15 protein-coding genes and 1 pseudogene are annotated in these 15781 nt (G+C 45.5%); all 16 read right to left on the bottom strand.

The window, feature by feature from the left end; genetic code table 11:
* Positions 1–617, bottom strand: a 617-nt coding sequence (locus AC1DVJ_RS27755) for a response regulator (protein WP_477595542.1), incomplete at its 3' end; no start/stop codon positions are given.
* Positions 614–2395 (bottom strand): sensor histidine kinase, encoded by a 1782-nt coding sequence (locus tag AC1DVJ_RS27750; RefSeq protein WP_477595540.1) that lies wholly within the window; start codon positions 2393–2395, stop codon positions 614–616. The genes AC1DVJ_RS27750 and AC1DVJ_RS27755, both read right to left, overlap by 4 nt.
* 7 nt (positions 2396–2402) lie before the next feature.
* On the bottom strand, positions 2403–3539 hold the full coding sequence (locus tag AC1DVJ_RS27745; RefSeq protein WP_477595538.1) for an ABC transporter substrate-binding protein: 1137 nt from the start codon (positions 3537–3539) through the stop codon (positions 2403–2405).
* Positions 3540–3557: 18 nt separating this feature from the next.
* Positions 3558–4745 carry a CaiB/BaiF CoA transferase family protein gene (locus AC1DVJ_RS27740; protein ID WP_477595536.1) on the bottom strand — a complete coding sequence of 396 codons (1188 nt, stop codon included), beginning with the start codon at positions 4743–4745 and terminating at the stop codon, positions 3558–3560.
* Between the two features lie 23 nt (positions 4746–4768).
* Positions 4769–5554 carry an enoyl-CoA hydratase/isomerase family protein gene (locus AC1DVJ_RS27735; protein WP_477595534.1) on the bottom strand — a complete coding sequence of 262 codons (786 nt, stop codon included), beginning with the start codon at positions 5552–5554 and terminating at the stop codon, positions 4769–4771.
* 22 nt (positions 5555–5576) lie between these two features.
* Positions 5577–7271 (bottom strand): substrate-binding domain-containing protein, encoded by a 1695-nt coding sequence (locus tag AC1DVJ_RS27730; RefSeq protein ID WP_477595532.1) that lies wholly within the window; start codon positions 7269–7271, stop codon positions 5577–5579.
* 258 nt (positions 7272–7529) lie between these two features.
* On the bottom strand, positions 7530–7859 hold the full coding sequence (cyoD, locus tag AC1DVJ_RS27725) for a cytochrome o ubiquinol oxidase subunit IV (protein ID WP_477595530.1): 330 nt from the start codon (positions 7857–7859) through the stop codon (positions 7530–7532).
* Positions 7860–8477, bottom strand: a complete 618-nt coding sequence (gene cyoC / locus AC1DVJ_RS27720) for a cytochrome o ubiquinol oxidase subunit III (RefSeq protein ID WP_477595528.1) — start codon at positions 8475–8477, stop codon at positions 7860–7862.
* Positions 8477–10447, bottom strand: coding sequence for a cbb3-type cytochrome c oxidase subunit I (locus tag AC1DVJ_RS27715; protein ID WP_477595526.1), 1971 nt, complete (start codon positions 10445–10447; stop codon positions 8477–8479). The genes cyoC and AC1DVJ_RS27715 overlap by 1 nt, the downstream gene beginning before the upstream one ends.
* A gap of 39 nt (positions 10448–10486) precedes the next feature.
* On the bottom strand, positions 10487–11461 hold the full coding sequence (gene cyoA, locus AC1DVJ_RS27710) for a ubiquinol oxidase subunit II (RefSeq protein ID WP_477595524.1): 975 nt from the start codon (positions 11459–11461) through the stop codon (positions 10487–10489).
* Positions 11462–11692: 231 nt separating this feature from the next.
* Positions 11693–11959, bottom strand: a complete 267-nt coding sequence (locus AC1DVJ_RS27705; RefSeq protein ID WP_477595522.1) for a hypothetical protein — start codon at positions 11957–11959, stop codon at positions 11693–11695.
* A 209-nt stretch (positions 11960–12168) separates the two neighbouring features.
* A complete protein-coding gene (locus tag AC1DVJ_RS27700) occupies positions 12169–12477 on the bottom strand; it encodes a magnetosome magnetite crystal formation protein family (protein ID WP_477595520.1) in 309 nt (102 codons plus the stop codon).
* Between the two features lie 87 nt (positions 12478–12564).
* A complete protein-coding gene (locus tag AC1DVJ_RS27695) occupies positions 12565–13539 on the bottom strand; it encodes an NAD-dependent epimerase/dehydratase family protein (RefSeq protein ID WP_477595518.1) in 975 nt (324 codons plus the stop codon).
* Complete coding sequence (locus AC1DVJ_RS27690) at positions 13536–14252, bottom strand: copper homeostasis protein CutC (protein WP_477595516.1); 717 nt, start codon at positions 14250–14252, stop codon at positions 13536–13538. The genes AC1DVJ_RS27695 and AC1DVJ_RS27690 overlap by 4 nt, the downstream gene beginning before the upstream one ends.
* A gap of 403 nt (positions 14253–14655) precedes the next feature.
* On the bottom strand, positions 14656–15312 hold the full coding sequence (locus tag AC1DVJ_RS27685; RefSeq protein ID WP_477595514.1) for a deoxynucleoside kinase: 657 nt from the start codon (positions 15310–15312) through the stop codon (positions 14656–14658).
* Between the two features lie 107 nt (positions 15313–15419).
* Positions 15420–15781: pseudogene (locus AC1DVJ_RS27680) on the bottom strand (DUF3900 domain-containing protein); the annotation flags it as partial.

Below are 15781 nucleotides of genomic sequence, written 5' to 3'. Positions count from 1 at the left end.
GCCTCACCGATTTCATACATTTTAATGCTTGTATTCTTCTCCAGCAGGCGCTTGGCTTCCCTAATCCGGATTTGTGTTATGAAATGAATAAATAGCTCCCCTGTCTTTTGTTTAAAAAAACGACTGAAATACTGCGGGGTCAATTGGACGAAATCCGCCACTTCTATTAAGGAAAGGGTTGGTGAGAAATAATTTTTCTCGATAAATTGAATGGACCTTTCAATCGGACAGTTTGGTCCGCAGCTGCCGGAAATGGAGGTTTCTATCCGTTCAAGCAGTTCTGTAAGTGCCGTGTACTCAACGGGTTTAAGCAGAAAGTCCTGAACGCCGTATCGGAGCGCGGTTCTCGCATATTCAAACTCAGCGAATCCAGTTAAAACTATGATCTTCAGCAAAGGCTTCAACTCTAAGGCTTGTCTTGAAAGCTCTAGACCGTCCATGCGGGGCATTCGAATGTCTGTCACCATGATGTCGACATCAGCTTGCTGAATCAGCTCCATAGCGGTTTCCCCATTGGAGGCCATTCCAACGATATGCCATTGCGGCTTCAATCGATTCAATTGCATGGCTAACCCCCTGGTCACCAATACCTCATCATCAACCAGAAGGATATTCATGCTGTTCCCCCCTCACTATTTAGCGGAATCCGAATCTTGACCACTGTACCTTGCGCGGGGATACTATCAATCTCTATGCCATACGTCTCACCGTAACAAAGCTTAATTCTACGGTCTACATTTTCAATGCCGATCCCTGTCCCTGTCCCTGTCTTACGTTTCAGGTTTGAGTAATTGGCATGTTTCATTTGGATACGAAGGCTATCCAGCATGCCTGCCTCGATTCCGATGCCATTATCTTGAATGCTGATCAGCACATGCTCCTCCATTTGCTTGGCTTGAATGATCAGCTTTTTCCCCTCTGCCTTTGCTTCCAACCCGTGATAGATGGCATTCTCAACTAGAGGCTGAAGCAATAATTTCTGAACCCTTACATGTTCAATTTGTTCGTCTATATCGAATTCAACCTCAAGATTCTCGAAGCGAATTTGTTGAATATTCAAGTAATTGTTCACATGCTCCAATTCATATTTCAGCGTAACAGCCTCATCCGCTCCTCCAATGGAATAGCGAAACAGATTGGATAAGGAAACAACCACCTTAGCCACCTCATCTTGCCCTCTGATAACTAACATCCAATAGAATGAGTCCAGCGTATTATAGAGAAAGTGGGGATTAATATGCGCTTGAAGCGCCTTTAACTCTGCCGCTTGCTGTCTAAGCTCCCCCTCGTAAACTTCATGAATGAGAAGGTTCAACTTTACAATCATGCGATTGAACGAGCTGCTTAATTCATTGATTTCCCGAATACGAGTCGGGGGCAGTTTAGCGCTTAAATCCCCTTTCTCCACTTGCTTCATTGTTTGCTGAATGTTCCGAATGGGTTTGGTGATGCTAGTCGATAATAGCTCAGCTGTAATAAAGATAAGCGTAACTGCCGCAATACCGATGAAGATAATGATGTCCCTTATCGTAGAAATCCCTTTTGTAATACTAGAGAAGGGAAGGATAACAACGGAGGTCCATTTGGTCTTTGTGGAAGTCTGGAAGGTTATCAAGGATTTAACACCGTCAATGTTTCTTGTAAAATGCCCGCTTTTCTGTCCGTCTTGACCCTGGAGCAGTTCCGCCAAGAAGTGTTTCCCATAGTTGGCTGTATCGGAATTGCTGAGGAACGGAGAGCCTTCTTCGTTGATTAAAAAGATTTTACTTCCCTCACCTAAATTGTATTTTTTGAAATCGTTTTCAATTGATCGATAATCTAAGAGCGCCATGAAATATCCGAGTGGTCGTTCATGTTTGATAAAGTTGGGAATGGTGCGAATGCCGATGATATACGGTTTTGCCTCCCCATCCTTTTTCGTGTCAATCCACAGCATTCGGTCGCTCAACTGGCTTTTAATATTCGGATCTAGAAAAGCCAACTGCATGATCTCAAGCTGTTGAAGCTTGCTGTTATTGAAGCCATAGTACCCGTATGTTGGGGAGTACACTTGTGCAGCCGATAGGTATGGATCCTGCTGGGTGGAGGTTTCTATGAGATGGCCTATTAATTCCCGTTCGCTCAACTTCAGCACACTTCCGCTTTCCGCTTGATTTAACAGTATCTGAAGCTCGGAATTGCTGAGTACGACGGAGGCGCAGTCCTCCACTTTATCGGCAAGCTCCTCCAGCTTGTTATTTTGAAGTTCGATAATTTCCAAGATGTAGCTCGTAGCGATCTCTTCTACAATTTTAACTACACCTTGGTAAGTTAGAAGTATAACAATGGTCAGACAAGCGATAAACAACAGGGAAAATTTCAGTGTGATACTGGTTTTGATGCTGAGTATGCGCATGCTGATTTCAAACCCTTTCTGTGTACAATCGATTCAGACTAACTACGGTATCAGACACCGAAATCTTTTCCTTCTTCTTGAATTGCCGCAGAGCTGCATGCAACAGCTCTCCTCCCTGTTCTTGGAAAGCGGGGAACAATTTGTTTCGCGGCCTCATGTAGCTTCGTTCAAGCGTCTGAAGCGTTTGCTCGAAGAAGCCATTTGTGTTGTGGTTCACTGCTTGATCCCTCCATACCGAAGCGTGACCTGGTTGACCGCCTCCTTCAACATAGACGGATCTCTGGATGTCTGGACTGGCCGTGAACATCGCAAACTGGACCGCAATTGGAATGTGTTTGGATAATGCCGAAATAGCCATTCCTGCCCCCCCAAGCAAACTGCCTTCAGGCACATTTGTTGTTGATGGAATATTGGTAAACCTCAGCTGTCTCTCCGCGAAGCCCAGTCTGGAATAGTTGGAATATCCAAAGGCTAATGGCAAATAAACGATCGAGTCGGTAGACACCATCAGGTCATACATTTGGATCGGATTAGAGAAAAGCGAGGATTCGTGCAGCTTTGGCAGCAGATTGAGCATGATCTTCAACGCAGCTTCGCCAACCGAAGTCGAAATGCCAGTTTCTTCGTCGAAAAAACGATGACTGCCTATATTCGCGCACAGCGATAAGAAGCTGCACATTGTGTCCGTAGGACACAGGGGCCAGCCTATCTTTTGCGTATTGGAAAGTCTCTCAGTTAGAGCGTATACTTGCTCCCAAGTTCGTGGCACCATGGCACTATCCAGCAAATCCGGACGATAGGCGGCTACTTGTGCTGCGGCATCCACAGGTAGTGCCCATTGATGTCCGTTCCATTCGTAGCTTTGATAGCTCTGGCCGATCGAATTCATCCGTTGCTCGTTCAAATAAACTGCTGGAATCCAATCATCAAGTGGTGTAAGTACGCCTTGACGTGATGCAATGTCGACATGCGGATGATCAATCATGATGATATCGTAACTTCGCGCAAGCGCTTCCACGGAAAAATCCCCGAAATCCTTCAAGGATCGTCGATCCCATTTGATTTCAATGTCCGGATATAGGGTCCCGAATTGCTCTGTAGTCGCCAGAAGCGGTCCGTAACCGCGAACGTGGTTCCATGTCATTCCTCTTAAGGTAATCATCTATATAACTCCGCTCTTCTTCATTTCTTTAATCGCGGCGTCTGAATAGCCTAGCTCTCCTAGAATTTCCTCGTTATGTTCACCGACAAGGGGTGGATGACGCAGGATCTCTCCGGGTGTCTCGCTGAACTTGACGGGAATCCCCACAGTACGAACTTCACCTGCCGTTGGATGCTGATACGTTGTAATGGCCTCCAAGTGAACGACCTGAGGGTCGTGCTCCACCTCCAAATGATTCTTCACCTCCGAAACCCACATATCGCGCTCTAGCATCCGTTCAATCCAATAAGATGTAGACTTCATCACGATACTAGCTTGTATTCGGTAGAAGATCTCATCCCGTTTATCGTATAACACCTGTGGATCGTCATACTCATTAAGACCTGCATCACCGATCACCTCTGCGAGCACCGAAATCGGATTAACCGATATGCACATGTAACCGTCCGACGTCTGGTAGATGCCGAATGGTGCACGCTGACCAGGATGGGCGATCCCAGACATAGGGCGTTCGAACAGCTTGCCTGTGTTGAGAGTAACCGCGAATTCCTGCAGCTGGTGTGTAAGCAAGCATTGCAGCAGATTGACTTCGAGCTTCTGTCCTTTGCCTGTTTTCTCGCGGTAATATAAGGCGGACAGCAGTCCATAGATGATGTTGTACGCCCCCAGTTGATCAGCTATCCCCGTTCCGAGAGGTGTGGGAGGAGCGTCTTTACGTCCTGTCAGTGTAATTAAGCCGCTTAAGGATTGGATCATCAAATCCTGCCCTGGACGGTTAACATAGGGACCGTCTTGACCGTAGCCCGTGCTCGAACAATAGATAATCCGCGGATTGATTCGTTTGAGATCCTCATAACCGAAGCCGAGCTTCGCCATCACGCCAGGACGAAAATTTTCGAGAACGATGTCGCTCTCTAGGACCAGCTTATAGATTGCTTCTTTTGCTTCTTCGGATTTGAGATTCAGCGCTAACGATCGTTTATTTCGGTTAAAGGCCAAATAGCAGGGCGACTCCGTGCCGCCAATCCACTGCTCCAAAAACGTCCACTGCCTGTAACCATCGCCGCTTCCTTTTCGCTCGATCTTGATCACGTCCGCCCCAAGATCACCTAGCATTTGCGTCGCGAATGGTCCTTGCAGAAGATGGGTAAAGTCAAGCACCTTAATTCCTGCCAACGCTTTTTCCATCTGATTCATCCTCCTCATCCAAGTTATTTACCAAAAAACTGAGGTGCACGTTTCTGGGTGAAGGCGGCAATGCCCTCCTTGGCATCTTGGCTGTAAAACAGATTCGCCAAGTAGGATCGGTCGTAGGCTTGCGCCGTTTCAAGACTTGCGTCCCTGCCTTCGTTTAGAAGCTTCTTAAGGCCTTGAACGGCTAGCGGAGCCTGCTCGGCAATTGTTCGTGCAAGCTCAAGTGCTGCCCCAAGAAGTTGATCAGGCTCCATTACTGCATGAATGAACTGCAGTCTCATGCCTTCTTCCGCTGAAAGGAACCTTCCTGTCATCATGATTTCTTTGGCTGCATACGGCCCTGCCAGACGTAATAATTTCTGAACACCGCCGCCTCCTGGGATGAGTCCCAGCTTCACTTCAGGCAAGCCGAACTTGGCTCTATTCGAAGCGATTATAAGATCACAGGCCAGCGAAAGCTCAAAGCCGCCGCCTAGCGCATAGCCGTTTACTGCAGCAATTACAGGTTTAGAGCACATCTCGATCGCTCGGTACATGTCGCGGCCTTTATCCTGAAAGGCCAAAAACTGTCCCATCTCGAAACCGTTATATCCATCAATGTCAGCCCCAGCCATGAAAGCTTTGCCTGAACCGGTCAAAACGACAGCACGAATCTCCCTTAACTCGTGAATGCGCCTAAAGCAATCCGTCAGCTCCGCCATCATTGAGCTGTTCATCGCATTCAGCTTTTGTTCACGTTCAATGGTCACTAGCATAACTTTGCCCTCTGGTTTCCATTGCAAATAGGAATAGTCAGGAAGCATGATCATATGACCCCCTTGTTTATCAACTGATTTCCATCCACACTGCTGCGGTCTTCCAATAGTTCTCCAATTCCGCAATGTTTGAAGCATCATAGAACGTAGATGGAATGGCGAGCACTTGTAATTCCTTTCCTGGAAAGTCGCCCCATAACCGCCTTCGTTCAAATTCATTGATGCTTACTCCTTTACTAAGCGCTACGGCAGCTCCGATGGCTGCTTTGGCTGCCTCCTTCGGCCATTGGAATACGGTGGCGTGCTGCTTCCGGAGCTTGATCAATTGAACCGCGGACATGTCGCCATCGGCACCGACGACGATTACTTTCCCTGCCATCTTGTGCTGCTGCAGCTCTTCGATAACGCCTTCCGCCATTTGGTCGCAGCCGGCTATTACCGCATCAAACGGCTTGCCGGCTGCGATCGTCTCGGCAATAATTTGTCGAGATTCTTCCTTGCTCCATAGCAGGACAGGAATCGAAGCGACTAAGGTCATATTCGTATAGTTCTTGAGCACAGCTTCATGACCAATGGACATGGATCTAGCGTTATCATTGTAGGGATCGCCCTCCAATAGCAGGACGCGCCCCCTTCCTTTTAACCGCTTCGCCACATATTCCATCTGCATCATGCCTTGCTCATATCCGTCACTGCCAACGAAATAGTCGACGAATCGACTGCGGCAAGGACGCTGGAAGCAGATCGCTGGAACACCAGCCCAAGAGGCGGCGCGAAAGAGTGGATCGGCTGTAACAGCATTCACTGGACAAATCACAACGCCAGCAGGTCTTAAACGATCCAATACAAGCTCCAGGCACAATTGCTGCTTCCACTCATTATCGTGCGCATGGGTTGGCAGCCATGTCATGGATGAGGCTTGAAGCTCGTGATCGAAGGTTTGTAAGTATTCCAGAGCTTTCTGCGAGCTGAAATTCGGCAGACTCACATAAATACCTTTGCCCTCTATATCTGCATTCTCATTGAAAAAAGCAGGATTCATTTTGCGACATAAATCAAATACCGCGAACCCAATTTCTTTAAACCTCGAATAAGTTTCTGCACCTTTTTCGAAAGAAATAGAAAGGGCCAAAGTAATATCATTCGCATCATTGTAGATCGGGATAGACATGGTAAAGTCTTTGTCTTCCTTCCCTTGGACTTCTAAGGAGAAACCGAAATTACGCACCTCCTGCAGCTCCCATAGAAACGCCTGGTGCCCGACGGAGCTTCGTTCAGCCGCATGCTGACTTGACTGCCAGGCCTGCTGAATCTCCGCTTCTGAAGAACGGCATAGCATGGCTCTTCCCATTGAAGTGGAAAACAAGGGTATCTCAGTCCCGACACTGCGATGTGACTTCATGGATGGAGCCTCAGATTCTTCAAGTATGATCATGATGTGTTCTCCGGAACGTACACCAAGCCTCATCGTTCCGCGATAATTCGAAACGAGAGGGCGAAACCAATTCACCGCTTTTTCTATTTCAGGCGAATGCTGCAAATATTGAACACCGAGTCTCAACACCTTTGATCCGACCGTATACGTCTTCTTGTTTGGATGGTACTGTACATATTTGCGACTATGAAGTGTGTGCAATAATTCATGCGCAGTGCTCTTCGCGAGTCTCATCTGTGTCATCAGTTCCGTAAATGTAAGACCATCTGGTGACGCTGCCAATCGCTCAAGCGCATCTAAAGCGCGGTAAGCCGATTTAACCACCTTCACTACAATACTCCTCCTTCGAAGTAAAAGGATTTGGATCATTTCGAGGATATGAACAATGGATTGTTAACTTCATTATAGAAGGCAATATCAAAGATTTGTAGACGTTTTCAATATTTATTAGTTCGTATATATGAACTGCTACATTAAGAGGAGTAATATGGCTCCTTTACGAGCTATTTGTCAGTCAACTAAAAAAGACGTTCTCTGCCCTATACTTGAATAGGTCAAGAACGTCAATTAATTAGTGATATTAAACACTTAATGAGCTACTGTATTATAGGTCATAATCCAAATAGAACCGGCAACGATAGTCAATAGAATAACAAGCCCAAAGATTAGTGCCATGATATTCCACCGAGCATTCTCGCCCTCTTTGACATGCATGAAGAAGAACAATTGCACACCAAATTGCAGTACGGCCATGAGCAAAATCAAAACCAATGTCCCCGTTTTGCCAAGCATATGATTCATAACGGCTACTAGTGGAATTATGGTCAAAATGATCGAAAGCGCAAAACCGATGATATACGATTTCAATGATCCGTGAGACTCGTGATTGTTAGGTGAACCTGTATGTGGTTGACTCACTTACATCACCCCCATGAGATAGACGACCGAAAATACAAAGATCCAAACGACATCAAGAAAATGCCAGTAGAGTGAAATGACCGCGACTTTACGTTTCGTTACCGTTGTAATTCCGCGGCGTTTCAATTGCAAGATGATACCGATCATCCAGATTAAACCAACGGAGACATGCAATCCGTGAGTACCTACCAACGTGAAGAAGGCAGATAGAAAGGCACTTGTGCTAATCGTTGCGCCCTCATGATTAACCATGTTAATAAATTCTGCGAGTTCTAGGCCAATGAAAGAAGCCCCAAGAAGCACAGTTACAATCAACCAACCGATCAATTGCTTCATATTCCCTTTGTGCATGCCAAGCACGGCCAAACCGCTCGTAAAGCTGCTTGTTAGCAAGATGAATGTCTCCGCGATGATACCTGGCATTTTGAATAACTCTTCAGCCGTTGGTCCTCCATTGGTATTTTGATGAAGGACCATATAGGTCGCAAACAGCGACCCGAATAAGATACAGTCCGTGATCAGAAATATCCAGAATCCGAACGTCTTCATTGACTCATGTTGTTCATGTTCATGATCGTGATCGTGATGATGCCCAGCATGCGAAACCGCGTGTGCCATTATCCCTTCACTCCTCTCCAAGCGTCTTCTGTCGCTTTCACTTCATCCGCTGGAATATAGTAATCCGTATCGTAGCTGAAGGAACGAGCCCACATACAAAGGGCAACACCGATCAGGGCCGGAATCGTCAGCCACATCCAGTTCCATACGAAACCGAAGCCTGCGAAGAACCACATGGCCGAAATGATGAATGGGATTCCTGAATTCTTAGGCATATGAATCGGTTCATACTTTGCAGGGACGGGTTGTTTCTTAACCGTACCTTGCTTCTCTTCCCACCAGACATCAGCCACTTCTGCTTTCGGCAGCACGGCAAAGTTATAAATTGGCGCTGGTGAAGGAATCGACCATTCCAACGTACGCCCATCCCACGGATCACCCGTCACTTTGTGCTCCTTTAGGAACTTGATGGAGTGTGCAATTTGCCACACTTGGAACAGAAAGGCTAATCCCATCAAGAAGCCGCCGACGGTAGAAACGACGTTTAACGGCCCCCATCCCATATCCCAGCTATACGTATAGGTACGACGAGTCATCCCGTCCAGACCAAGGAAATATTGCGGCATGAAACAAACGTAGAAACCGATGTTCCACAGCCAGAATGCCCATTTACCCAGATGCTCATTGAGCTTAAAGCCGAACATCTTCGGCCACCAGTAGTAAAGTCCCGCAAAGTAACCGAAGGCTACCCCACCGATCAAGACCTGATGGAAATGCGCAATTAAGAAATAGCTGTTATGGAATTGGAAATCAGCAGGAGCTACAGATAGCAGCACACCCGTCATCCCCCCAACTACGAAGCAAGGGATGAACGCGATGGTCCATAACATCGGAGTCGTGAATTTAATTTTACCCCTGAACATTGTGAACAACCAGTTAAACACCTTGACACCTGTCGGTATGGCAATGAGCATTGTACTTACCGCGAAGAACGCGTTCACATCAGCACCCGACCCCATCGTGAAGAAATGATGAGCCCACGTAAAGAAGGAAAATAAGCTAATTATCAACATGGCGAAAACCATGGATTTGTAACCGAAGAGCGTTTTTTTCGCAAAGGTTGATACAACTTCAGAGTAAATACCGAATGCGGGCAGGACCACAATATATACTTCGGGGTGACCCCACATCCAAATTAAATTGATATACATCATCGGATTGCCACCGCCGTCTAAGGTGAAGAAGTGAGCACCAAAGAAACGATCTAGAAATAGCAAAGCAAGTGTGACAGTTAAGATGGGAAATGCAAAAATAATAATGATACAACTTGAAAATACGGACCACGTGAACATTGGCATTCTCATCAATTTCATTCCAGGTGTACGCATTTTCAAAATGGTCACAATAAAGTTAATCCCCGTTGCTAAACTCCCGATCCCGGAAATTTGAATCCCCCAAATATAGAAATCCTCCCCAACGCCAGGGCTATGCGACATTTCAGATAAAGGCGGATAGCTTAACCAACCTGCATCTGGTGAACCTCCGATGATGAAGGATACGTTGAATAGCATCGCCCCCCAGAAGAACATCCAGAAGCTAAGGGAATTTAAGAACGGATAGGCGACATCTCGCGCTCCGATTTGCAGCGGAACAACGATATTGAACAATCCGAACATCAGCGGCATCGCCATGAACAAAATCATGATAACGCCGTGCGTGGTGAAAATTTGATTGTAATGTTCAGGCTGCAAGAACTCACTGTCAGGCATAGCAAGCTGTACACGCATCAGCAGCGCATCAACACCGCCGCGGAACAGCATCAGAATCGAACAAATGATATACATGATCCCGATTCGTTTATGATCAACACTGGTTAACCATTCGCGCCAAAGCCATCCCCATTTCCTGAAGAAGGTCAGAACGAATACGATCGCCACCAGAGTGAGCCCGATACTAACTTGGGCCCCCAGAATCATCGGATCGCCTGTAACGAAAAACTCGGATGCGAAATCTTTTATTTTATCGAACATGAGATGATCTCCCTTTCGTGAAACTTTGATCTGAAACGATTACTTTGCACCATGCATTTGACTATGGTCCATGTCACTATGGTTCATGCCGCTTTGATTCATCGCGTTATCTTTCTTCTCCGTTGTATCTGATTGACTCGCAGTATGTCCGCTATGTCCAGATTGACCCTTCGTGTATTTCGTCACAATTTGCTCGAAAAGGCCATCTGGGATCGATGAGAAATATTTCACGCCTGATTTGCCAGGCATAGCTAATTCCTCATAGCTTTCCTTTGTTAATTTCGTAGGAACCTTTTTCGTTTTGGCAATGAAGGAATCGAAATCCTCACGTGACGTTGCATTCACATCAAAGGTCATGTCAGCAAAATGCTCGCCGCTGAAGTTCGCCCCCGTACCAAAATAATGACCGATTTCATCTGCTTGCAAATACAGGGTCATCGCCATGCCAGACATGGTATAGATTTGACCGCCTAGCTGTGGAATCCAGAAGGAATTCATTGGTGCATCTGACGTTAATTCGAACTTAATTGGCGTATCCTCAGGGATTTGCAAATAATTAACAGTCGCAATCCCTTGCTCTGGATATGTAAATAACCATTTCCAATCAAGTGAAGTGACTTGAACCGTAATTGGCTCTTTTTCAGACTCTAATGGTTTGGCAGGATCCGTCGCGTACGTGTATTTCACTGTGATGACAGCGATCGCTCCAATAATAATGATGGGAATGGCCCACCAAATCGTTTCCAATTTCGTACTATGAGACCAATTCGGATCGTACTTAGCTTTATTTCCTTTTTTATCGCGATATCGCCATACAATCCAAGCCGTTAAGACTAGTACAGGTACGAGGATAATGGCGCATAACACAGTGGTAATGACGATTAAATCTCGTAGTTCAGCCMCCACGGGTCCCTTGGGATCCAAAACCATAGCTTGACTGCATCCTGACAATACTGCGATGATGGCGACCATCATGAAGATCAACGATGCTTGTTTAAGCTTTCTCTTCTTCATTTTACTTACCTCCCATTCGACGTCACTAACTATTATCAACATATCATCTTACTTATTAAAGTTCATCATCTACAAACAGATATTAACAAATACGTCAACAGATCGACGTTGTACTGTAAAACAAATGTCACAGAACGTTTGTTGACTCTGCTGGAAAAATATGAACAGCAAAAAGCCTTCCAAGTATTAGACTTGAAAGGCTTTTTTAGTATTTACTTAGAACCMTCGTTCTCATTCACCTTTAGAAACATTGCGTGAATGAACCAAATGAATCGCGGTGCGAATCACATAAATGAAGACACTACCCACCATGAAACCAATACCAACCATTAATGTCGTATTCGTATCACTAAAACTTTCTATACTTACTAAGCTAAGTACTAAACCAATAGCAAGCAACGCCCAAGCGGAAAATGTCATTAATTTCACTAGAGGCATGACATCACGTTCAATGTGCTCAACTGGATTTGCAGACACAGCTTTATTTGACATTATCATCACTACTCCTGACTTATTTGTACATGTATGCTTCTAGTATACCACAAAACAAGAAGTTTGTTCATATTTTATTCACACGATGATCAAAATTTGGACAAAAATGCAAAAAGCAATCCCAACCAAAATTACCCATTGAAGGTGAAATACAAATAAGGACTGACTTCCGGCAGTTCAACTACCGAAGATCAGCCCTTACTATTATGTACATTCTACTTCAGAAGTGTGTAGCTGCCGATAAACGGAAGCGGTTTGACCTGACCTTGTGCCGCTGCAACAATGCCCAACACTGCTAAAATGACCAATGCCAAGTTAGCTAACGGCAGTAGAAGCCAACCTATGAACGGGATAATGCCGAGCACGACATTGACAATGACCCATGCCAAAAATAAGGTAAGCCCTTGATTGGCATGGTACCACGCATACTTGGAGTCTTTCGCCGCAATTAACGGGATGAAAAACAAGATGTACGCAATAATGGCCATTCCTTTGTTTTTTTGAATATCCGTGGAATCGTACATAGACAGCACCTCTTTTTCTCAGAGTTTTACTCTTCCAGTATATTCAGATTCCCCCAGCTATTCGCCCGTGTTTGGACAAATCTTAAATTATTTTTGGACTCCCCAATCCCGCAATAATTGTTCCTCACGTTCTGGTTTTAATCCAGCTAGTCGAGTAGCCTCAGGATCACGATCTTGATCCCATGCCAGCGTATCTCTTGCAGTGTCTGCGAGCGGCCTTGTTTTTAAACCCGATTTGAACGCTTTCGCGTTATTTAGCTGCAGCATGCCGATCAGACTGTCGCTGGGTAACCAGAGCGGAAGTTCCATCCACGCGCCTACTTCTTGTTCTAGCAAGAACGCTTCCGACACCCATGTAAGTTTTGTCTCTTTATCTTTTGACCTACAAGCTTCTACAACCTCTTCCATCGAATACTCATTGCCGCTTGCATGAATCGTCCCTGTGACTCCTTGCTCAATTAAATCCAACGTCCAAGCAGCAAGATCACGTACATCAATGAATTGCAGTTTGCGCTCTTTCGGCATTGGAACTAGAACATGACCACCTCGCTGCAAGCGAGCGGGCCAGTACGTGAATCGATCCGAGGCGTCATAGGGCCCCACGATAAGACCAGGACGAATAATGAGTGCACCCTGTGGAAATACCGATTTAACAACCTCTTCACACTCAGCTTTCAGCGCACCATACCGTTGCCCTGGATCTTCAGCATCCTCCAATCGCATCACAGCGGCGGATTCATCCAGATGAAGCTGCTTTAAATTCGCGTACGCAGAAACAGTAGAAATAAACGTGTAGTGCTTCGCACAACGCTTAAGAATCTCTGTTGATGCCGCTACAGCCTCAGGCTGATAGCCGCTCGTATCAATAACCGCATCCCATTCACCTTCATTCAGTTTAGCCAAGTCGACATTCCGGTCCCCCAGAATATGCCTGACCTGCGGAAATGCTTGTGCATCGTGAAGCCCACGATGAAATAACGTCACTTCGTGACCCTTCGTTAAAGCCGCTTCCGTTAGGGCTCGCCCCAGAAACTTGGTGCCTCCAAGAATTAGAATGTTCATGGGTTACCTCCTGTACGATTTGATTGGTCAATCCCATCTAGGATTACTCTCGCTTTCCTTACTTTCGCTTCCTCAACAGCTCCATCTACACTGTTATTCTCTCTTACTGCAGTGCCCAGATGTATACTTGTCACACCCGTAGATTGGACAAATGAGGCCATGCTGTCAAGTGTAAGTCCACCGCCAGGCAAAATGTTTAAATGGCTGCCTCGGGTCATGTCTGCTAGCATGCGAATTTGCTCAATAGCTTGCAGCGCACTCGCCGCCCCGCCCGAGGTAAGCACGGAGCGAATTTGTTTATACGTAAGGAGCAGCTGTAATGCTTCAACTTGCTGCTCTATATCATCAAATGCCCGATGGAAAGTGATAGGCAATGAAGTAGCCCTCATAAGAACGTCTAACGTAGGACGATCAATCTCATCCTTTTGTGTTAAAGTCCCGAAAACTAGGGCGCTAGCACCAGCTTGTTCGGCACTGTGAATTGATTCGATCATACAGGCAACATCATCGTCTGACATGTGAAACGAACGGGCATGTGGCCGAATCATGACGTGTACAGGTATATGAACTGTCGATCTTATTTGTTTAATAAGCTCAATTTCGGGCGTTAAACCGCCCTGTCTCAAATCAGCAACGAGTTCTATCCGATCTGCACCACCTGCCTCAGCACGCTTTGCATCTTTCAGCGTTGTCGCGATTACTTCCAACAACATGGTTCGTACAACCTACCCTTCTAAGCGCAATATTATTCTCCCCACTCTATCACAATTGGACAACACAAAAAACTCCATTAATCCAATCGATTAAGGAGTTGAGTTTATTATAAGGTTAAGTTAGTTATGCTAAATATTCGAAGCCGTCTGCCATTGTTGTTGCACTTCGACGAGTTCAAGATTGGCAAATGATCGACTAAGCTTCAACATTTTCTCTGTTGCTGCTAATTTCGGTAGTGGTGCACTCATAGGCTTGCCTTTGTAACATACGATAAACAACAATTTCATCACCTTCGCTTTCTTGGTTTACAACATTTGATTGGATTTTCTACTATAACATTCGAAAGACCCCCTCAGCTTTGAGGGGGTCTTTCGACATTTCGACAAGTTTCGCTTAATGCACCTACACTATTGCCAAAACAGATAGCTTAGCTCGAACATCTTCAACCAACTGGGCAGCATCTGCCGCGCGATTAACGACATCTACACGATCCATATCTACGATTAAAACATCAGAAGCATGATAGTGATTCATGACCCAGTCATCGTAGCCTGACCATAGTTGGCGATAATAATCGACCAACGATTGATCCTGTTCAAAGCTGCGTCCGCGAAGCCCGATGCGATGCATCACGGTATCGAAGGAAGCTTTCAAATATACCATTAGATCCGGCGATTTCTTAGGAAGCTCCGCCAGCTCGGACATCATATTGTCAGCTAGGCCTTCATAAACATCAAATTCCAGCTGTGAAATTCGTCCTAGCTCACGATTCACCTTCGCAAAGTACCAATCCTCATAAATACTTCTATCCAGTACATTGCGATTATGTACTAATGCCTGTTTAATGGCCTTAAATCTCGTATTCAAAAAGTGCAACTGCAACAAAAAAGGATAACGATGCTTTTCGATTTCCTCATGTGATGCTGTGTAAAAGAGCGGTAAAATCKGATTATCATCGACACTCTCATAGAAAACATTCGAATTTAGTTCTTGTCCAAGTAAAGTGGATACAGATGTCTTACCAAGACCGATCATTCCCCCAACCACAATCACTGCCATTGACCCCTTTCTCCTTCTACCCAATCATAATTTACCTACTGTCAATTCAGCAAAGCTTACCTATTATACAAGGAATTCAAACGTGTGGGAACCCTCTTTTTTTTCCTTTATCGTTCGCCTTCTTCTTCTCGGGTAATTCGCTCAATAACCGCATGTAAATCGTCGGGACGCAGCAATTCAATGGGTGAAACACCTTTCTCAAAATGTAAATAGTCGCCTTCGATTAAAATGACGTAGCGCTCACCTTCTTCTCAAGCAGCTGATGAACGAGACCGAGTACTTGACTATGCAAAATTTCTGGCATCGACTGATCATTCTACATATATTAGGAAATCCTCAAAATAACGGGTATGTGAAGCTTGATGAATCTTCAGCTCTGAGGGTTCGATCATCCCTTCTTCGGGCATAAATGGATATTGAATAGATTTCATATTCTTTGCATTAATGGCCATCTCCACTTGGTTGAGTA

The organism is Paenibacillus sp. P4_A9 (genome assembly GCF_056402415.1).
Note: the sequence above shows the minus strand (reverse complement) of the source record. Positions and strands in the feature narration are given on the sequence as shown.

Bases quoted from the DNA above. Each gene is read 5' to 3' on its own strand.
- AC1DVJ_RS27690 (WP_477595516.1), bottom strand. From the start codon at position 14,252: ATGTTGTTGGAAGTAATCGCGACAACGCTGAAAGATGCAAAGCGTGCT.
- AC1DVJ_RS27740 (WP_477595536.1), bottom strand. From the start codon at position 4,745: ATGGAAAAAGCGTTGGCAGGAATTAAGGTGCTTGACTTTACCCATCTT.
- AC1DVJ_RS27700 (WP_477595520.1), bottom strand. From the start codon at position 12,477: ATGTACGATTCCACGGATATTCAAAAAAACAAAGGAATGGCCATTATT.
- AC1DVJ_RS27735 (WP_477595534.1), bottom strand. From the start codon at position 5,554: ATGCTTCCTGACTATTCCTATTTGCAATGGAAACCAGAGGGCAAAGTT.
- AC1DVJ_RS27750 (WP_477595540.1), bottom strand. From the start codon at position 2,395: ATGCGCATACTCAGCATCAAAACCAGTATCACACTGAAATTTTCCCTG.
- AC1DVJ_RS27715 (WP_477595526.1), bottom strand. From the start codon at position 10,447: ATGTTCGATAAAATAAAAGATTTCGCATCCGAGTTTTTCGTTACAGGC.
- AC1DVJ_RS27745 (WP_477595538.1), bottom strand. From the start codon at position 3,539: ATGACATGGAACCACGTTCGCGGTTACGGACCGCTTCTGGCGACTACA.
- AC1DVJ_RS27705 (WP_477595522.1), bottom strand. From the start codon at position 11,959: ATGATAATGTCAAATAAAGCTGTGTCTGCAAATCCAGTTGAGCACATT.
- AC1DVJ_RS27695 (WP_477595518.1), bottom strand. From the start codon at position 13,539: ATGAACATTCTAATTCTTGGAGGCACCAAGTTTCTGGGGCGAGCCCTA.
- cyoC (WP_477595528.1), bottom strand. From the start codon at position 8,477: ATGGCACACGCGGTTTCGCATGCTGGGCATCATCACGATCACGATCAT.